General features: G+C 36.6%; 17 protein-coding genes. 10 read left to right on the top strand and 7 right to left on the bottom strand.

Annotation, left to right across the window (positions count from 1 at the left end; all coding sequences use genetic code 11):
- Positions 1–52: 52 nt before the first annotated feature.
- Positions 53–1,189, bottom strand: a complete 1,137-nt coding sequence (gene potA / locus J5V48_RS00685) for a polyamine ABC transporter ATP-binding protein (protein WP_219936098.1) — start codon at positions 1,187–1,189, stop codon at positions 53–55.
- A gap of 417 nt (positions 1,190–1,606) precedes the next feature.
- On the opposite strand from potA, the gene J5V48_RS10055 reads away from it, so the two are divergent.
- Together J5V48_RS10055 and J5V48_RS10050 are read left to right on the top strand one after the other, a co-directional pair.
- Positions 1,607–2,140 (top strand): iron-containing alcohol dehydrogenase, encoded by a 534-nt coding sequence (locus J5V48_RS10055; RefSeq protein WP_219935912.1) that lies wholly within the window; start codon positions 1,607–1,609, stop codon positions 2,138–2,140.
- Between the two features lie 66 nt (positions 2,141–2,206).
- The gene (locus J5V48_RS10050) at positions 2,207–2,776 is read left to right on the top strand and encodes a dehydroquinate synthase/iron-containing alcohol dehydrogenase family protein (RefSeq protein WP_219935910.1); all 570 of its coding nucleotides are present in this window, start codon (positions 2,207–2,209) and stop codon (positions 2,774–2,776) included.
- Positions 2,777–2,817: 41 nt separating this feature from the next.
- On the opposite strand, the gene J5V48_RS00670 is transcribed toward J5V48_RS10050, so the two are convergent.
- Both J5V48_RS00670 and J5V48_RS00665 read right to left on the bottom strand, forming a co-directional pair.
- Positions 2,818–4,671, bottom strand: coding sequence for a hypothetical protein (locus tag J5V48_RS00670; RefSeq protein WP_219935909.1), 1,854 nt, complete (start codon positions 4,669–4,671; stop codon positions 2,818–2,820).
- A gap of 17 nt (positions 4,672–4,688) precedes the next feature.
- Positions 4,689–6,569 carry a peptidoglycan DD-metalloendopeptidase family protein gene (locus J5V48_RS00665; protein WP_219935907.1) on the bottom strand — a complete coding sequence of 627 codons (1,881 nt, stop codon included), beginning with the start codon at positions 6,567–6,569 and terminating at the stop codon, positions 4,689–4,691.
- A gap of 282 nt (positions 6,570–6,851) precedes the next feature.
- On the opposite strand from J5V48_RS00665, the gene J5V48_RS00660 reads away from it, so the two are divergent.
- The 4 genes from J5V48_RS00660 to J5V48_RS00645 are packed head-to-tail and all read left to right on the top strand — an operon-like array spanning position 6,852 to position 11,313.
- The gene (locus J5V48_RS00660) at positions 6,852–8,117 is read left to right on the top strand and encodes an SLC13 family permease (RefSeq protein ID WP_219935905.1); all 1,266 of its coding nucleotides are present in this window, start codon (positions 6,852–6,854) and stop codon (positions 8,115–8,117) included.
- A gap of 40 nt (positions 8,118–8,157) precedes the next feature.
- Positions 8,158–9,408: a hypothetical protein gene (locus tag J5V48_RS00655; RefSeq protein WP_219935903.1), complete on the top strand. Its 1,251-nt coding sequence runs from the start codon at positions 8,158–8,160 to the stop codon at positions 9,406–9,408.
- 52 nt (positions 9,409–9,460) lie between these two features.
- Positions 9,461–10,444, top strand: coding sequence for a tRNA dihydrouridine(20/20a) synthase DusA (gene dusA / locus J5V48_RS00650; RefSeq protein WP_219935901.1), 984 nt, complete (start codon positions 9,461–9,463; stop codon positions 10,442–10,444).
- Complete coding sequence (locus J5V48_RS00645; RefSeq protein ID WP_219935900.1) at positions 10,444–11,313, top strand: aldo/keto reductase; 870 nt, start codon at positions 10,444–10,446, stop codon at positions 11,311–11,313. The genes dusA and J5V48_RS00645 overlap by 1 nt, the downstream gene beginning before the upstream one ends.
- Positions 11,314–11,371: 58 nt before the next feature.
- Here the strand turns inward: J5V48_RS00645 and J5V48_RS00640 are convergent, their stop codons facing one another.
- Positions 11,372–11,884 (bottom strand): deoxycytidylate deaminase, encoded by a 513-nt coding sequence (locus tag J5V48_RS00640; protein WP_219935899.1) that lies wholly within the window; start codon positions 11,882–11,884, stop codon positions 11,372–11,374.
- A 242-nt stretch (positions 11,885–12,126) separates the two neighbouring features.
- Here J5V48_RS00640 and rplY point away from each other — a divergent pair, with 242 nt between their 5' ends.
- The 4 genes from rplY (at position 12,127) to topA (ending at position 17,228) form a co-directional block, all read left to right on the top strand.
- Positions 12,127–12,411: a 50S ribosomal protein L25 gene (gene rplY / locus J5V48_RS00635; protein WP_219935898.1), complete on the top strand. Its 285-nt coding sequence runs from the start codon at positions 12,127–12,129 to the stop codon at positions 12,409–12,411.
- A gap of 94 nt (positions 12,412–12,505) precedes the next feature.
- Complete coding sequence (locus J5V48_RS00630; protein WP_219935896.1) at positions 12,506–13,387, top strand: CvfB family protein; 882 nt, start codon at positions 12,506–12,508, stop codon at positions 13,385–13,387.
- Between the two features lie 2 nt (positions 13,388–13,389).
- Positions 13,390–14,523 carry a protease SohB gene (sohB, locus tag J5V48_RS00625; protein WP_219935894.1) on the top strand — a complete coding sequence of 378 codons (1,134 nt, stop codon included), beginning with the start codon at positions 13,390–13,392 and terminating at the stop codon, positions 14,521–14,523.
- 23 nt (positions 14,524–14,546) lie between these two features.
- Positions 14,547–17,228 carry a type I DNA topoisomerase gene (topA, locus tag J5V48_RS00620; protein ID WP_219935892.1) on the top strand — a complete coding sequence of 894 codons (2,682 nt, stop codon included), beginning with the start codon at positions 14,547–14,549 and terminating at the stop codon, positions 17,226–17,228.
- A gap of 43 nt (positions 17,229–17,271) precedes the next feature.
- On the opposite strand, the gene J5V48_RS00615 is transcribed toward topA, so the two are convergent.
- The 3 genes from J5V48_RS00615 to purT are packed head-to-tail and all read right to left on the bottom strand — an operon-like array spanning position 17,272 to position 19,889.
- The gene (locus J5V48_RS00615) at positions 17,272–18,504 is read right to left on the bottom strand and encodes a 3'-5' exonuclease family protein (protein ID WP_219935890.1); all 1,233 of its coding nucleotides are present in this window, start codon (positions 18,502–18,504) and stop codon (positions 17,272–17,274) included.
- Positions 18,504–18,692, bottom strand: a complete 189-nt coding sequence (locus J5V48_RS00610) for a DUF4250 domain-containing protein (RefSeq protein ID WP_219935888.1) — start codon at positions 18,690–18,692, stop codon at positions 18,504–18,506. The genes J5V48_RS00615 and J5V48_RS00610 overlap by 1 nt, the downstream gene beginning before the upstream one ends.
- Before the next feature lie 3 nt (positions 18,693–18,695).
- Positions 18,696–19,889, bottom strand: coding sequence for a formate-dependent phosphoribosylglycinamide formyltransferase (purT, locus tag J5V48_RS00605; protein WP_219935886.1), 1,194 nt, complete (start codon positions 19,887–19,889; stop codon positions 18,696–18,698).
- Positions 19,890–19,984: the final 95 nt, after the last annotated feature.

The following is a 19,984-nucleotide window of genomic DNA, read 5'->3' as shown; positions in this document are numbered from 1 at the left end:
TTGAACCAGGTCTTTTTATTGCATTTAAACTAACAACAGCCATTTTTATCTCTTAGAATGTAAGTGCGATACAGGACTCTGGATCCCAGCTTAAATAAACCTGATCATCCCAGGTTGGGAAACCAACATTGAAACGGTCTACATTAGGTAGAGTTGCTGTAATGATTCTTCCTGATGGAAGACGTACATAATAGATTGAAATATCACCAAGATAAGCAATATTCTCAACAATACCTGAACACCAGTTTGATTCCTGTTTTGGCTCTTCGTGAGAGATATAAACCTTTTCAGGTCTCATAGCGATAGACAGAGGCATACCGTCTGCAATATCGATATCGTGCTGAAGTTCGATTGGTAGTGGGAAGTCCTGACATGAAATAACTGAATGCTTTAGGTTTGATGAAGTCAAGGTACAGTCGAACATATTTACAGAGCCAATGAATTCTGCTGAGAATCTGCAGTTTGGATTCTCATAGATTTCACGTGGTCCACCAATCTGAACAAATTCACCTCTGTCCATGATTGCAATTCTGTCAGCCATTGTCATGGCCTCTTCTTGATCATGGGTAACCATTAAGCATGTAACACCAACAGAATTGATGATGTCTACAAGCTCAAGTCTCATCTGTTCACGAAGCTTCTTATCAAGTGCTCCCATAGGCTCGTCTAATAAAAGAAGTCTTGGCTCTTTTGCCAGCGATCTTGCAAGAGCAACACGCTGACGCTGACCACCTGACAACTGATATGGCTTTCTGTCCTCATACTCTTCCATATGAACAAGTTTTAACATTTTCTCAACTCGTTCATTGATAACATCACGTGACAGATGTTCTTGCTTTAGACCAAAAGCGATATTCTGTCTTACAGTCATATATGGGAAAAGAGCATAGGACTGGAACATCATATTGAGTGTTCTCTTGTAAGGAGGCAGATCAACAATGTTCTCGCCATCAAGAATGATCTGACCGTCAGATGGATGCTCAAATCCTGCCAACATTCTAAGCAAGGTTGACTTTCCGCAACCTGAAGAGCCTAAAAGAGCGAAAATCTCACCTTCATATATTGTTAAATCAACATTATTAACTGCTGTGAAATTTGAGAAGTTCTTTGTTAATCCCTTAATTTCAAGAATTGGTTTTTTGTTCTGCTCAACAGGAGATGCCTTCTGACCTGGTCTTTCACCTGGCAGATGAGTCTGTTTTGCATAAATATTTTCACCAGGTACATTTCTGTAACCTTGAGATACTGTGGTAGATGCGTTATTTGAAATTGAATCGTTCACGCTGCAATCTCCAATTGACAAAAATCAAAACAAAATTTTTTTTGCTATCTTAAAGGAAATATTTCAAAAAACAATACATAAATCAATAAGATTTTGTAAAAATATTTGCCTGTGTTTTCTACATGTTTCAAATACCTTGACAGATAAGGTTTCTTGAATGTTTGGAGATTAAAAAAAAATATGTAGTTTGTCACATACAGATCTATTGAAGAACAATATGAATTGTCTTTGAAAAAATGATTATTGCTATTTTCATTTTTGCTGATATATTTCTAAACTAGTAACTGTTTGTGTACTTTAAGATATTATACTCAGAGCAAGTTTATGGACCACTACAACAATCTTATAAAAACCAATATTCTTTTCGGTGACAATGAGGAAAATGGCGTTGGCAGACTGATTAAGTATCAGGGTGGTTCAAAAGTACTTCTATATTATTCAAAGACATCAGTTAAGATCTCAAACCTTATTGATAAGGTAAAGCGTTCTTTAAAGAATTCTGGTCTTGAGGTTGTAGAGCATTTATTCAATGACAGTGATCTTATAAACTGTATATCAGATGGTATTAAGCTCTGTACAAATGAGCATGTGGATTATGTTCTTATAGTCGGAGGAGCAAAGTTATTTTCATCAGGTAAGATAATTGCGGCTGCAAGTGCACATTCAAAGAACCTGTTTGAACTTTTCAAATCAGATTCCGATGTTGAGATTTCTTTGCCTGTAGGTATTATTTCAACAACTATCTGTGGCGGTCTTGCTCTTGATAACTATGTAAGTATTCAAAGAAAACTTGATGATAGTACATGCGTCTATCATGAGTGCCGTTCAAATATCTTCTATCCTGAATTTGTTGTCTAGTCTCCTGAACTTTGTCAGTATGACAGTGTAAGCCTGGAGTGTTCATTAGTCAGAATATTCTCAATTATGGCTGAAAGATTTTTTTCAAACAACAAAGCACAGCTTTTATCAGAAAAAACAGTTGTCGTCATGCTAAAGACTGTTCTTGCATCATATGAAAAATTAAAAGAGAAGACCAATGATGCACAGAGCCTTTCAAATCTGATTTTTGCAAGCATTAATGCTCATATAAATCCGATGTTCAATATTACAATTGATTCTGCTACAAGAACTCTTTCTAATGCTGTAGTGAGCGTATTTTCAATTCCACTAGAGCATGCTGCATCTTTAGTATTTCCTTCATGGTTTACCTTCATGAAAAACAAGAATGCAAGTAAACTTGCAACGTTTGGCAGAGGAGTTTTTGATTTACCTTCAGATCTTAATGATAATGAGGTTGCAATGATGACTATTCAAAGATTGAAAAAGTTCTTTTCAGATCTTTCACTTCCTGTAAAGTGGTCTCAGATAGGTGCCGATGCATCTGATATTGATAGGATCCTTTTTAAGGTAGGATTCCCTGAGATTAACTCTATTGGTACCTTTGAAAAGCTTTCAAAGCTTGACTGCGAGGTCCTCTTATCCTTTGCAATCTAAAACAAGAAAAATAAAGGTCTCGATACTGAGACCTTATGTTTTTAAATTCTTACAGGATCATCCTTTTTCTGATTCTCCTTTTTAAGATCTTCTTGTTTTGTTTTTGCTAAAGTATCAGCTTTTTCTTCTGCAGCCTGTTGTGCTTGAGTATTTACATTCTTTGATGAGTCTTTCTTATTCTCATCTTTTTGATCATCAGAAGTCTTTGATTTTTGATCAGTATTCTGAACCTTGAGTGCAGATAATGCCTCATCCTTTGTCTTATCAAGATAGGTCTGTGCATCGTCAGGTCCAATCTGAATCATAAGATTATGAATAAAGCAGAGCATATCTCCAAAGAAACGCTTGTCAACATGCTCAAGAGCTCTGTACAGATCACCACCTTTATATGTGAAGGTTATGCCAGGAGCTGATAGATTGTAGAATGTTGAAATAGGCATAGGGCATTCATCTTTTAATACCTTTAATGCTACATCAATACCTACAGGTCTAATAAAACAGTTGTCATTAGCAGGACATTCGTTTTCAATATTGATCTGCATGTCTCTAGTTTTATTAAAATCTTCAACTGCATGATTGATTCTAATGTAAAGCTCTCTGTCAGTAGCATTAGAACGTCTTAACTGCTGCTGAGGAATAAAGTCATTACCAAAGAAAACTACAATAGACGGTCTTGGAAGTCTTGCAAGCTCATTGAGTCGCTCGATAATTGTTTTAATGATGTCATGATTAGACAGATCTTCATTAGCACACTTTTGAATCAGGCCTTCGATAGCGGATTTTAGATTTCCCTTGTAATGCAATGAAGCTCTGTAGAAGAGATCGTTAAATGATAAAACCTCAGCTTCTCTTGCATCATCGATAATCTTCAGATCGTTGCTGATACAGAATTGTCTTTCTCTGTTTTCTGTATAGAGTGCTGTTTTTTCAATTGCATTTGCTGCAACCTGTTTTAAATTCTCAACAAGGTCAAGCAGGTTCAAGTTAATAAAAGGAAAATTGAAACTTAAATGTACTGCATCAGGTGTATTTGGAGAGCGGTTGTTATAGGTATGCAAATAGTTAAATGTAGGTGCAATAGCTCTGCTTGACAATGATGCTGTAATCTCTGGATTAAGCTCGATTTGCTCAATGATTTTTGATGCTACAAGAGTAGGTGAGAATCCTTTGAACGGCTGCTCTGAGTCTGTACCTTCACCAAAGATATAGAAACCAGCTTCAACCTTACCCATGTTAGCTGTATAAAGAGACAGTGACTGTGAATCTTTGAACATTGATTCTGGTTTGAATGTAAGAGCCAAACTAAGATCAATTTTCTGCTCATTTATAAGTTCATGGATATATGGAAGACATGTTCTTATACCCTCATGACCGTTTAATGACTCACTGTTGCAGATAAACAGAAGGTTTACAGGAAGCTCCCATAGTCTTTCTGTAAAATATTTAAGCAAAATCAGCATACCTGCGATAGGAGCTTTGTTTTCAAAACTTCCAAGACCGTAGATATTGTTTGGATCATTGATTTTTGCCAACTGTTCAGCGCTAAGCTGCAGTGTCTTTAATTTTTCCTTTAACTCATCTGATTTAAATGCATAAGATTTTAATGTACCGAAAACCTCGTTTGATGAGGTGTCAGTATTGCACATTACAACAAGAGTCTGTGTTGTCAGAATATCTCTTCTGACAAAAGCGGTAAAGGAGTGATTTTTCTGATCATCGTGAGTAATATAATTAAGATAGTCAGGATGATTCTTGAAATAGGTAAATTCTGCTACGGTATTGTAGATAGTATGATTGATGATTTCATCACCTGATGTTCTGGTGATAGATGGAATAGCAACAAGCCATTTTAAAACAGCAAGAGCCTCTTCTGTAAAGTCCTTTTCGCTAAGCACAGTTATTCCTTATTTTGTCAGTTTGCAAGTTCTTCTGTATGTTCTGCAAGTTCTTTTTTGTACAGTTCTGTTTTCAGAATAAATACAGTATTGTTAAATGAATCCTTTAAACGTCTTGCCATAGCAGGAGTACCTGATGGAAGATCTACCTTTAGAGGATCAACCACACGCCCGTTTACATGAACCTCATAATGCAGATGTGGTCCTGTTGAGATACCTGTGTTGCCAGATTTTGCAATCATCTGACCTATATGTACCTCATCGCCTTTCTTGACGTCAAACTTTGATAAATGCATATAAACAGTAGAGTAACCACCCTTGTGTGTAATCTTGACTGTATAGCCACCGCCTCTCATATAGCTTGCATATGTTACAACACCATCAGCAGGAGCATAGATTGGTGTACCGATAGACAGTTTGAAGTCAACACCGTAGTGAGGTCTTATTACCTTCTTTACAGGATGGAATCTGTTCAGATTGAAAGGTGAGCTTACCTTAACCTGACCCATAATTGGGAAACGTCTGAATACACCTGAGGTTGGATTGTATTCATTCTCCTGATAGAAAATATGATTTTGAGGATGACGGTAGAGCGGAATAACACCATATTCTCTTGAATCAATAACGATAGCGGTCATTGTTGACTTGTTACCGATACCGTTGAAAAGAACCCTGAAATTATCGCCGGCTCTTAATTTTCTTACATTAAGTTTTCCGTGATACTGGTTCTTTATAGAACGGATCTCAGAATTTGTAAGACCAACTCTCTTTGCAGCTCTGTCAAAGTTCTCATTCTTGTTGATTGTAGCAATTAACAGACGTGGTCTGTTTGTTGTTAAAAGAAGCTTCTGATGTTGCTGTTCGCGCTTTTTAGCTAAAGCTAACTCTTTTCTTTCTAAAGCTTCCTTCTGCTTCTGGATCTGAAGTTCTTTTCTTGCCTTTTCCTTTTCAAGAAGAGCTAAACGCTGTTTTTCCATCTGTTCTTTTTCTAGTTTTGCAGCCTGCTCTTCAAGTGCCTTGGTTTTTGCAAGTGCAACAGACGGCATATCTGAGGCATCTTTGATATCATTTGCAATCAGAGTATCCTGCTGTTCTGAGAGTCTGTCAATTTTCACCATTGTAAAATGATCTTTGTTTGTCTCAGAATCCCTTACAAAATGAAGCTGTTTTTGGTTCTCAACAGGAATGAAAATCTCAAGCAGAGTATTATCCTTGTCAATAAGGAACTGAAGCTTGTCACCGATTGTTAATGAAAGATTTTCTTTTCTGCCGGCAAAGGTGATTTTCTTATAATCTTCCTTTGACAGATTAAGATAAGAGAAGATCTTGTAAAGAGAGTCGCCTCTTCTGACAGTCTGTTCATACCAGTTTCCTCTTTTCTTCTGGGCACTGATCTTCTCAGGTGTTAAAACATTTTCGATAAATTCCTTAGACTGTGCCTTTGCTTCATCTGCAATAGCCTGTTCAGATTTTGCTGTAAATCTGTCTCTTAGAGGCTGAGCAACTTTTTCTCCATCCACAGATGAATCTTTGATTACAACATTGTCATCACTCTTATCTGCAATAAGAACTTCTGTTGCAATTTCATCATCATAGTTTTCCTCTGATCCTGCAGCCTCAGAGATAACAATATTCTTTTCTGCAAGTGCTTCATCATTTTTCAGATACTGCAGCTCTAGGACCTGATTTTTTTCTTTCTTTCCTGTTGAATAGGCGGTAAAAGGGGAAGAATCTGTAGGAATAAGTTGACCAAAAGGCAGTGCAAGAAAAACGGAAATTATGCCAACTGAGAATATACCGAACAGGTGCTTACTTGGTAGAGCAATGGCACCGGTTTCCCTCTCAATTGCAATATAGTCTTCTTTTTTTGTATTGGTGGTCACTTTTATGTTTATCATGATTTTTCTATTCTACCATATACAACAAAATTTGTCCTTTTAACTCAATTGTCTAAATTCTGTAAGGTTGCAAAATGCATTGTTTGTCACAAAAAAAACTCTGTCATATGTTTTCTTATCGGTAAAGATAATCATTTAAAGTTTGAAATACTTAACAAATAGTTGAAAAACAGATAGTTAGAATTAAATCCTTTGCTCAAACTCACAGAATATGCACAGTGATTGGATAAAATTAGATAAGACTTAGTAAAAAATTATGGTTAAAAGGATAAGGAGCAGTTAGTGGATTCAGCTGTTATTACATTACTGGTACTAGCTACAGTAGCTTTTCTTTTTGTTACCGAATATATACCTATTGCGGTATCAGCACTTATGGCTTCTGTTTCCTTAGGACTTTTGGGCATTTTAACTCCTCAGGAGTGTTTTTCCGGTTTTTCAAATTCAAACGTAATTTTATTTGGCGGTATGTTCGTTGTTGGTGCCGCTATGCTCGATTCTGGTCTTGCCCAGTCAATTGGTAATTTTGTTGTAAGAAATGTTGGTACCAATCAGGGGCCTTTAATTCTGTCCTTGATGACTCTTACTATCGTTATGTCTGCATTTGCATCTAATACAGGTACTGTAGCATGCCTTATGCCTATGGTAATAGGTGTATGTGTAAGTGCAAAGATTCCATCAGCTCCTATTCTTATGGCACTTGCTGTATCTGCAAATGTCGGCTGTATGCTTACAATGGTAGGTACTCCTCCTAATATGTTGGCTGTTGCCGAAATCACTGCCAATGGCTATGAGTCATACGGCTTTTTTGAATTCTCATATATAGGTCTTCCTATCTGTCTTAGTGCTGTTGCTTTTATGTACTTTGTAGGAAGAAGGATCCTGCCACAAAAGTCTGCTGACGGCGGCATTATCATGCAGTCAAAGGGCGTTGTAGGTTCAAGACGTCAGAGAATTTTAGCTGTCTGTATCCTGATTTTCGTAATTTTAGGTCTTATTGTTGGAATCCCTGGTCTTTCTCCTGCTATGGTAAGTCTTATTGCAGCTTTATTGTGCGTAGTTACAGGCTGTATTTCTGAAAAGCAGGCCTACAAGGGTATTGACTGGGTTACCATCTTCTTGTTTGCAGGTATGCTGCCGGTCGCAACAGCAATGCAGAAGACAGGTGCAGGTGAGCTAATTGCAAATACAGTAGTTTCAGTTGTAGGTGAGCACCCATCTGATATAAGCATCATTGCAGCTTTATTCTTGATTTCATGCTCATTAACACAGTTTATGCCAAATACCGCTACAGCAGCACTATTAATTCCTATTGCAATGAGTATTGCAAACAAGCTTGGCGTATCACCTTATGGCGTTTTGATTACCTGTGCAATTGGTGCATCATGTTCATTTGCAACTCCAATTGCAACACCTTGCAATACCCTGATTCTAAGTCCATCAGGTATGCATTTTAAAGACTATCTAAAAGTTGGTCTTCCACTAATTGTAATCAGTCTTATCCTGTGTATGCTGATAATACCTGTAGCATGGCCTTTTATTAAGATATAGGTTTTATAACAATAAATAAAAAAGAGAAAAGGAGTTTATTATGAATTCACTTGGCGTTATTAAGAATTTTGACAAGGATCTGTATGCATATTTTGTAAAAGAAATTGAGCGCCAGCATGGAAGCATCTCATTTATTCCTGATGAGAACTCAACTTCACCAATTTGTGCATCCATCATGGGAAGTATCCTTGTAAATTCTGTCAACACACTGACACTTGGCAAGGTTGATTCATTAGAGGCTCTCACAGTTAAAAGACTGTGTGAGGTTTTTGAAGCTCCTTTTGCTTCTGTTAAGACTGTTACTATTGAGGCTGCATCAAGAGTGGTATTCAATGCATTAACATCCAGAGGTGATGTTATCATGTCATTGGATCTTAGAAAGAAAGAGCATTGCAATACCGAGAATCTTGCATTCAGATTTGTAAACTTCGGTATCGATCCTGAAACTCAGGAACTTAACATGGATCATGTTGAGAAGCTTGCATTAGAGAACAGACCTAAGCTTATCATTATTTCACCTGTAAACTATTCACTACCAATAGACTTTTTACGCTTTTCAAAGATTGCAAAGGAAGTTGGTGCTCTTTTATGGTGTGACCTGTCTCAGACTGCATCATTAACTGCAGCAGGTGTAATTGACAATCCAATGAAATATGCTGATATCGTGACTTTCTCAACTCACGGTGCTATGCAGGGACCTCAAAGTGCTGTAATTCTCTGTAAGAAGGAATTATCCGGTGTTATTCAGAGAACTGAAAATCTGTTAGGTCATACAGGTTTATTATCACCTCAGTTATCATCTCTTGCTGCAAGATTACATGAAATGAAGACAGAAGGTTTTAAAAACTACTGTATGGATGTTCTTGAAAATGCAAAGGCACTTGCAAAGGGACTTGAAGCAGGTGGCATGAAGATTATCGGTTCAAAAACGCAGTCACATCTTGTTATGATTGATACAAGAAACTGTGCAATTTCAGCCAGAGGTGCGCAGGAGCTTTTGGCTGATCTTGGTATTCATGTTAGAATTGCTCAGGTTTTAACTGATAATCCTAATATCAAGTACGATGCTGTAAGATTCTCATCTTTGCCTGCTACTACACGTGGTATCAAGGCATCTCAGATGGAGAAACTTGGTATGCTGATAGGTCAGTTCCTATCAAAACCTGATGATGAGAATGGAAAGGCTCTTTTATCAAAAGTATCAGGCTATACATCAACACTGCCTGCACTTGAAAAGAAATACTTTGATCAGAGCGTGGCAAAACTTATATCAGGTGAGCTCGAAGACTAGTAATTTTTATAAGTCAAGGCGGGCTTTTGCCCGCCTTTTTATATGGATAAATATGAACAAATACCAGTTTACAGATGCTGACAGATTCTCTGTAGCACCAATGATTGATGTTACAAACAGAACTTTCAGAAAGTTTGCAAGACTTATGACAAAAAAGGCTATGCTGTATACAGAAATGATTGCAGCTGCAGCTTTAGTGCACAACAAGGAATATTTAATAGAGCATGATGAGAGTGAAAATCCATGCACACTTCAGTTAGGTGGCTCTGATCCCAAAACTCTTGCTAAAGCCTGTAAAATCGGTGAAAAATTTGGCTACAGTGCTATAAATCTAAATGCAGGATGTCCATCAGATAAGGTACAGCAGGGATCTTTTGGTGCTATTTTAATGAAAACACCAGATGTTATCACAGACTGTTTAAAGGCAATGCAGGATGCCGTATCTATACCTGTCACAGTCAAGACAAGAATCGGTGTTGATGATCTTGATTCAACTGAATATACAAGAAAAATTGTTGAATCTGTTTATAAGACTGGCTCTCGTCATATTATTCTTCATGCAAGAAAGGCATGGCTTAACGGCCTGTCTCCAAAGGAGAACAGAACAGTTCCTCCTTTGGATTATCAGCGTGTATATGATTTAAAACAGGAATTTTCTGATCTTAGCATTACAATTAATGGTGGAATACTAAATATTGATGATTGCAAAGAGCACCTAAATTACGTTGACGGCGTTATGCTTGGAAGGGCAATAATCGATAATCCATATCTTTTAGCATCTGTAGATTCCATGATTTACAATGATGGATCAGCAATACTTTCTCGAGAGCAGGTATTTGACAGTGTAATAAAAATGGCTCATGATTTTGTAAAGGATGGAAATCGTCTTCACCATCTTGGTATTCATACCATTAATCTTTTTAACGGATGTAAAGGTGCAAGACATTTTAGAAACTATTTAAGTTTGCATATGCATGAACTTGGAGCAGATGAATCTGTTCTTGTAAATGCCTATGAAAAAATGCAGAGGGTCTGATGGAACTTAGTATCAAATCTACTGTTACCTTAAACAATGATGTAAAAATGCCACTTTTAGGTCTTCGTGCCTATAGAATGAAATCTGGTGATGAAACCTATAATGCAGTTCGATGTGCCTTAGATAATGGCTATAGACTTATTGATACAGCCAAAATCTATAATAACGAAAAGACAATTGGCAGAGCACTTAGAGATTCAGGTATTACAAGAGATGATCTTTTTGTAACTACAAAGCTTTGGGTTACAGACTTTGATAATCCAAGAGCAGGCCTTTTAGATTCCTTAAAGCGACTTAAACTTGAATATGCTGATCTATACCTTATTCACTGGCCTAAAAAAGGTTTTGAAAAGGTGTATGAAGAGCTTGTAAAGTTGCAGCAGGAAGGTCTTTGCAGAGCAATTGGTGTTTGTAACTTCAATATAGAGCAGGTTCAGAAAATTTTAGATCTTGGTTATGAACTGCCACCACAGGTTAATCAGACTGAAATTCATCCTTTAAATACAGAAAAAGATCTAATAAATTTCTGTCGAAGAAATAAAATTACTATGGAGGCATATTCTCCTTTAGGTGCAGAAGGAAGACTTATTCTTGATGATCCAAGACTTATTGGCATGCGTGATTATTATAAGGCAACCTCAAGTCAGATCCTTTTAAGATGGTGCATTCAAAGAGGAATTGTTGCAATACCAAAAGCTGTCAGCGAAGACAAGATTGTTCAAAACTCTGATCTTTATTTTTTTGATATTACAACATCTGATATGGAAACAATATCTGATATGAACTGTAATGACAGAAGAAACTATGACCCTTCAAGAATTGATGAAAGAGCAGATTATCTTTATCCAAAATTCCTAGAAGAAATTTAAAAAGATTTTGAAATTTATGTATGCATCAGTGCTGATGCATACATATCAAATATAAATGCTAATCTGTTGCAAGATTCATATCTCTTGCAATTTTTTCTGGAAGATCATCATCCCATGTCAGCGGATCTTCGCTAACTAGATTTCCGTCAACATCTCTCATTACAACTCGTGCAATCTGTGCATTTAAAATAAGTCTCTGGCACATTGAGCATGGTCTCATCTGTTTTGTAGCATTGTTACTTGCCGCATCAGTACCAGCAAGATACAAGGTTGCGCCGACAACATCTAAAGGATTGCCGTTAACAATAGCGTTTGCCTCAGCATGAACAGCTCTGCAAAGCTCATAGTGAGTGCCTGGCTTAATCTTGCATTTTTCACGAAGGCATTCTTTTAAGTCAACGCAGTTAGCTCTGTTTCTTGGAGCTCCGTTGTAACCTGTAGATACGATTCTTCCGTCCTTTGATACGATAACAGCGCCATATCTTCTTCTAAGGCATGTTGATCTCATGGAAACAGCAACAGCAATTTCCATGAATGACTGATCTTTTGATGGTCTTATGTACTGTGTCATGTTTTATCTCTTATATTAAACTGATACTGCGTGGATTATATAGTAAATCATGTTATTCACATTTATTGCAACTCACAAAATTAAAACAGTCAGATAAAAAATCTCTTTAAATATAATAAGATCGCAGCGATTGTTTTAAATGCTTGAAAATTATTATTTTATCTGTATAATATTGCAGTCTGTGTTTATGGTCGCATTGCACAGTATATATTTTGTTTAACCAATTTTAGGAAATGTTGAAAATGGCAATTGTTTTAGATGCTACTTCACGTACTGACATGGGAAGAGGTGCGAGCCGCCGCCTACGTCGTGAGTTCAAGACCCCAGCTATCGTTATCGGCCAGGGCAAAGAAGCTGTTTCAGTAACTTTAGATGAGAAGAAAGTTATCACAGCTGCATTAAAGGAAGAGTTCTACACTGGTGTAGAATTAAACTTAGACGGCAAGTCAATCAAGGTAAAGCCTGTTGACATTCAGCGTCACCCAGTTTCAGAGCGTATTTTACACATCGACTTTATGCGCATTTAATCGATCGCTGTGTGAAATATAAGAAGCCATTCTTGAAATAAGAGTGGCTTTTTTCATATATTATGGCAGGGTACAAATTATTTAGGAAATTGCTATGTCTGATATGATTAAAATTGGCCATATGATTGAGCTTGAAGTGCTTGAAATAACCGATCAGGGGGCTTTTGTTGATGCTGATATTTTCGGCTCACTGTTCGTACCTAAATCTCAGCTTCCTGCATCTTTAAAAGTATCAGATATGTTAAGAGTATTCCTTTACAAGGATGGTAACAGAGTACTTGCAACAGCAAAACATCCATACCTTGAGTGCGGAATGGTCGGAAGACTTACTGTAAAGTCTATCGACTGTGGCACTGTTTATATGGATCTTGGTATTCCTAAAGATCTGATTGTTCCTGTATCAGAACAGCGCTCAGAATTTGAGGTTGGAAAGTCAGTGCTTGTTTTAGTTACAATAGATGAACAGGGCAGACTTTTCGGCACACAAAGATATAACCGCTATATCAAGGATGCAGCTAAAAAAGGTGAGTTTAAAAGAGGGCAAAGAGTAACTTGCGTTCCTGTATCTCATACACCTCTTGGCTTTAGAACTGTTGTAAACGACAGTGTATATGCCCTTATGTACAAATCAGAGCTTAAAGAGCCTGTTAGAATCGGAAAACGTTATGAAGGATACATCACTAATGTTCGTGATGATGGCAAGCTTGATGTATCTTTGCAGGAGCCTGGTGTAAAGGGAATTGAGCATGCTTCAAAGCTTTTATTATCCATTTTGAAACGTGCAGATGGTTTTATACCTCTTAATGACAAGTCAGATCCTCAGGAAATTGAAGATTATCTGCATATGTCAAAAGGTAAATTCAAAAAGGCTATTGGTGGTCTTTATAAACTTCAGTTAATTGAACTTTTAGATGACGGTATTAAACTGACACAAAAAGGTTTTACACAGTCTTCTTCTGTATTAAATAAGGAATAAATATGGATTTTCTGATCTCTTTAGGTCTGTTTACATCAAAATCTTTCATTCTTATTGCACTAATCAGTTTTGCATTTATCTTTGTTATTACTGCCATAAAACAGGTGAAGACTGAAGATAACTGTTTAGATGAAGACAATGAAAAGCTTGTATTCTCTGATTTAAAACAGATTTATGATGACAGAAAAGCTTCAATTGAAGATGCTATTGAAGAATTTGATTCATCTAAAGATGCTAATGAAAAGAAAAAAGACAAGAAACTAAAAGAAAAAAATTCAAAGATAAGAATTGAAGAGCTAAAAAAGCAAAAGTCCTTACTGATAAAGAAAAGAGAAGACGAAGGCTTATTCTGCCCAGAGAGAGTCTTTGTTATTGAGTTTACCGGTGATACTCATGCAAGTGAGGTTTCAACTCTTATCAAGAAGATTAATACTATTTTAGATGTAGCAACAGACAAGGATATGGTTATCCTGAATCTCAACTCTCCAGGCGGAGTTGTAAATACTTATGGTCTTTGCTCATCACAGCTTCAAAGATTACGTGATAAAAATGTAAAATTAACAGTCTGCATTGATAATGTTGCAGCTTCAGGCGGTTATCTGATGGCCTGTGTTGCAAATACTATCGTTGCAGCTCCTTTTGCATATGTAGGTTCAATCGGTGTTGTAGCTCAGATCCCAAACTTTAACAAAGTGCTTAAAAAGCATGATGTTGACTATGAGCAGGTTACAGCAGGCAAGTACAAGCGTACTCTTACTATGTTTGGTGAGAATACAAATGAAGCTCGTGAGAAGTTTAAAAATGAGCTTGAGCTTATTCATAATAACTTTAAGAATGTAGTTTCAAAGTACAGACCATCAATAAATCTTGATGAGGTTGCAACTGGTGAGTTCTGGCTTGCTTCTGATGCACAAAAGCTTGGGTTGGTTGACGAGATAGACACTTTTGATGCATATTTACAAAAAACACTAGCATATACAAAAGTATGTGCTATAAAGATCGTAGTGAAGAAAAAAGAAAAGAAATCTCTTCTTAATCGATTGTCAAAGTTCATGAGTGTTAAGGCATGGACAAGCTCTGTTGCAAATGAAGTTGAAAACAGAGTATTCAATAAAGATAATAATTTAAGATTTTAATAGGACAGAGTGTAGGTTTATATATGGGTAAGTCTTTAGTTATTGTGGAGTCGCCATCAAAGGCATCTATTATTAATAGATACTTGGGTGACAACTATATAGTTAAAGCAAGTGTTGGTCATATTAGAGATTTAGCCAGTGCAGCAGCACAGAAAGATTCCAAGACTGAAAAAAAGAAGCTGTCTAAAGAGGAATCTCTTGCACTGACAATGGGTGTTAACCCAAAGAATCACTGGAAGGCAAACTATGAAATCATGCCTGACAAGCACAAGGTTGTAGCTGAACTGAAAAAACTTGCTAAAGATGCTGACAAAATCTATCTTGCAACTGATTTGGATAGAGAAGGAGAAGCTATTGCATGGCACCTAAAGGAAGTTTTAGGTGGAAAGGATGAAAAGTATTTCAGAGTAAAATATCCTGAAATTACCAAAGCTGCAATTGATAAGGCTTTTGCAAATCCTGGCAAGATTAATATGGATCTTGTAAATGCTCAGCAGACAAGACGCTTTTTAGACAGAGTTGTAGGCTTTATGGTCTCTCCTTTACTCTGGAAAAAGGTGGCAAGAGGTTTATCTGCAGGTCGTGTTCAGTCAGTTGCAGTTGAACTAATTGTTGATAAGGAAAGAGAGATTAAATCATTTATTCCTGAAGAATACTGGAATATTGATGCAATGGTTTCAAATTCTGCAAACGAGCAGTTCAAGCTTTCTGTTACAAACAAGGGCAGCAAAAAGTTTAATGCTTCAAACAAGGATGAGGCATATTCAGCTGTTGAAACACTGAAGAGCTCAAAGTTCACTGTTGATAATATCGAGACTAAAAAAGGCAAACAGTCTCCTCTTCCTCCATTTACAACATCAACACTACAGCAGGCTGCTAACATAAGACTTGGTTTTTCTGTTAAAAAGACCATGATGGTTGCTCAGCATTTATACGAAATGGGTCTTATAACCTATATGAGAACCGATAGTGTAAATCTATCTGATGAAGCTATTGCAAATGCTAGAACCATTATTGAGAATGAGTGCGGCAAGAACTATCTTCCTGAAAAGCCAAATTACTACAAGTCAAAAGAATCTGCTCAGGAAGCTCATGAAGCTATAAGACCATCTCATCCACTCGATCCACTTCCTGCAAATGTTGACAGAGACGGACAAAGACTGTTCGCCTTAATCAAGGCAAGATATCTAGCTTCACAGATGGTAGCTCAGGAATATGAGACAACCAATGTAAGCGTTAAAGCTTCTGACTATACACTTAAAATCAGCGGTAAACATATTATCTTTGATGGTTTTAAGCGTATTTATAATCTCAATAAGAATGAAGAAGTTTTACTGCCAGAGTTAAAGGTTGGTGATGTTTTATGCCTTGATGAAATTATTCCATCACAGCATTTTACACAGCCACCTGCACGTTTCTCTGAAGCAACTTTGGTAAAAGAGCTTGAAAAGGATGGTATTGGCAGACCATCTACTTATGCTTCAATCATTTCAACCATTCAGGAAAGAGGCTATGTGAATATTGTTTCAGGTCGCTTCTATGCTATGAGAATGGGTGAAATTGTAACTGACCGTCTGAGATTCTCATTTAAAGATCTGATGGATAAGAATTTCACCGCTTCTATGGAAGATTCTTTAGATGAAATTGCAGATGGAAAAATTGACTGGATAAACAGTCTTGATAAATTCTATTCAAGCTTTGAAAAGGAATTAACTGAAGCTCAAAAACCATTTGATGATGGAGGTATGCCTGAGAATTCTCCTTTAGAGATTAAGAATTTCAAGTGCCCTGAGTGTAAGAAATTCAATATGGCTGTGCAGTCAGGTAAAACTGGTATGTTCCTGTCATGTCTTGGTTTTTATGATAAATCAGTTAAGAAAGTTCAGGACAGATGCCACAAGACACTCAATCTGCGTTCTTTGGATATCAGTTCTCTTAACAAGTCAAATCTTACAGATGAAGAAGAGGCAAATATTCTAAGAAGTCGTCCACGCTGTGAGAAATGTCATAGCGTAATGGATTCATATATCATTGATGAAAAGCATAAGCTCCATCTGTGTTCTACTCCTAACTGTGGTGGATATCTTATGGAAACAGGTGTTTTTGACTCTGAAATTGAGAAAGGCCCTGAGATCCCATGTGAAAAGTGCGGCTCAACAATGGTTTTAAAAGAAGGTCGTTTTGGAAAATATATGGCCTGCACAAACAAGGACTGTGGCAATACTCGAAAGATCTTAAAAAATGGTCAGGTAGCTCCACCAAAAGAAGATCCTGTTGATCTGCCTGAGCTTGAATGTAAGGCACCTGGTGCACATTATGTTCTAAGAGATGGAGCTTCAGGTCTTTTCCTTGCAGCTCATAATTTCCCAAAGGTCAGAGAGACAAGACCTCCTAAGGTATTAGAGCTATTACGCTTCAAAGACAGAATATCACCAAAATTTCATTATTTATGTGATGCACCTGCTTATGATGCTGATGGTAATGAGACTGAAGTGCGTTTTTCAAGAAAGAGTAAAAAGCAGTATGTCATGTCTCTTGATGCAAATGGAAAGAATACAAGCTTTGTAGCATTCTATAATGAGGATGAGAAGAAGTGGGAAATACAGGAGAGTGCTTCAAAAACAAGTACCAAAAAGACCACTAAAAGCTCAACTGCAAAAAAGAGTACAACAAAGAAAACTGCAGGTAAAAAAGCTGCAAAATAGATAGTAGGATAAAAAATCTGAGATTAAAAATCTCAGATTTTTTTTATAGATCATTTATGTAGCTGACAAGAGAATTGATTATCTTTACAGTCTTTTCATTCTTTCCATCATCGATAGAAATAAGAGAGTTAAGTTCACTGCTGTAGATCCTGGACTGCTTTCTAATTTCATTAATACAGATTTTATAGTACTGATTAAGCTCTGTATCTATAAGAGTCTTCTTAAAATTGTTTCCTCTGAATTTTAAAATGTACTGTCTAAAATCATGTGAACAATTAAGAGGTGCCTCATCAATAACAAACTTGTTCATTGTCTGGCATTGATTGAAAAACTGAATGTCAGATGGTGTATAAGCTTTATTTCTATTGATTAGTAAACTAAAAGGAGCAAAGTTATTATCTGCAGTAGCATTGTTAAGCAAACTTAAGATTGATGCTACATCTATGTTAATAAGCTTCTGTCTTTTTTCTGTTAGTACTTTTACAGGTGCAAAAAGATTGGCATTATTAAAAGAGTAGTATTTTTCAGTAACGCTGCCACCATCAAAATAATTTGCCTTTATGTAAACATCATTACATATGATTGGTTTTAAAATCTCAAGTTCATGATGTTTTGTTGAATAATTAACAAGACAGTTTCCTTTGCTTATTGCATCTTTTACTTCAGATATTTTGTTTGCTCTATCAGATAAGGTATATCTTAATAATTGAGGATTAACCTGTTCTAGATGCTTTACAAGATGCATTAGCGCATTAAGACGGTTTATATAGTCACTTTCATCTTTATTTGAAACAAAACCGTATTTTTGTGCACATACAATAAGATTATCTGATTTAGAGCACTCTCCTGTATCAAATATTTCGTGTACCTTTAAAACCTTGTTAATATCAGTAATATTACTGATACTGTCTAGCAGATTCTGATCTTGAAGTGTTCTATAGGCAATGCTTTCTATAATAGAAAGATTTCTAACGGACCATGTAAAAATCTTAAGATTAGGTGTTAGTAAAAGTTTTTCTAGTTTTGTATAGAAATCAAGCTCGCTATCACCCTTATCAGTTGTGTAAGGATCAATTTGTTGAGAGTACAGATAATTTGGTGATGGGAGAATGTAATCAGGTCTTTTACATCTTAACTGCTGCATTTTTGCAACTGTATTGTATGCTGCATCAGTAATAAAGTAGCTTACAGCTGCAAGAGCTGATTTATCTGTGCCAGGGGCACAGATAGGATGAGAAATAATAAACAGATAATGAGAATTAACAAAAGGTAGCATTATTTAAACTGATTTTGTGCCTCATCGTATTCAAAGCCAGCTTGCTTAAGTCTATCTTTTAGAGTATCCATATCAAGATCCAGACTTTTGCACAAATCAGTTAAAGATGAGTATTCATCTCTTAATTTCATATTCACACAAGAAAATAGGATAAAAACATCCATCTTCTGGTAATTTGATAAATCCATAGCTTACTGTGTAATCTCAATCTCAAGTAAAGAACGCATCTTCTTAACGTTGTCTACAGCGTCATTTACATTTTTTCCACGTGCAAGGCATACACCCAAACGTCTTTCACCATCAATATCAGGCTTTGCAAAGATTCTAAGCTGAGAGCTTGGTGTTACACCTAAAGCATCTGCAAGCTTTGAGAACTTGAAGTGAGTGCCTTTTCCATTTCCTAGAACAGCAGCTGATGCTGAAGGACCAAAGAAGGTGATTTTACCAATAGGAAGACCTAATAAAGCTCTTACATGAAGTGCAAATTCGCTCTGATCCTGAGAAATCATGGTTACCATGCCTGTATCATGTGGTCTTGGAGATAACTCAGAGAATATAACCTTGTTGCCACAGATAAACAGTTCAACACCGAAAATACCGTATCCGCCTAAAGCACTAACGATAGTAGAGGCAATACGCTTTGACTCCATTATAACTTCTTCTGAAAGTTCTTCTGGCTGCCATGACTCATGGTAATCACCGTTTACCTGGTGATGACCGATTGCATTACAAAAATGGATTCCATCTACAGCATTGATTGTCAGTAGAGTAATTTCCTTATCGAATTTTACAAAACCTTCAACAATTACGCGGTTGATACCACCACGGCCGTTTTCGCATGCATCCTTAAAAGCTTTTTCAATGTCAGCTTCTGATTTTAAAACTGACTGACCTTTACCAGATGAACTCATAATTGGCTTCATGATACATGGAAAACCAATTGATCTTATATGCTCATGTATTTCTTCAATACTTGACGCAAAGAAGAATGGTGATGTTGGTAAAGCAAGCTCATTTGCTGCAAGATTTCTGATTGATTCACGGTTCATTGTGATGTTAGCAGCATGAGCTGAAGGTACTACGTTATAGCCTTCTTCTTCAAGTTCAATTAAGGTTTCTGTAGCGATAGCTTCGATTTCTGGAATAATATAGTCAGGCTTTAAAGTTTCTATAAGATTTCTTAAAGCAGCACCATCACGCATATCGATAACAGCTTTGTGCTGTGCTACAGACATAGCAGGAGCATTGTCATATCTGTCACAGGCAGTAACATCAACACCATAACGAAGAAGTTCAAGTGCAACCTCTTTACCAAGCTCGCCTGAACCTAGTAATAATGCTTTTGTACTTGAATTTTTGTAATCTACTGTAATTTCAGATGACATATTAACCCCCAGAAAAAATTTGCTTAATTATACAATATTTATACAGCTTTGATGAATAATTATTCGACACAGAATTTTGTATAATATGTCTGCAA

The organism is Succinivibrio faecicola, from assembly GCF_019448115.1.
In the GTDB taxonomy this organism is placed as follows: domain Bacteria; phylum Pseudomonadota; class Gammaproteobacteria; order Enterobacterales; family Succinivibrionaceae; genus Succinivibrio; species Succinivibrio faecicola.
The sequence above is the reverse complement of the archived record's forward strand: the minus strand, read 5'-3'. Positions and strand labels throughout refer to the sequence as shown.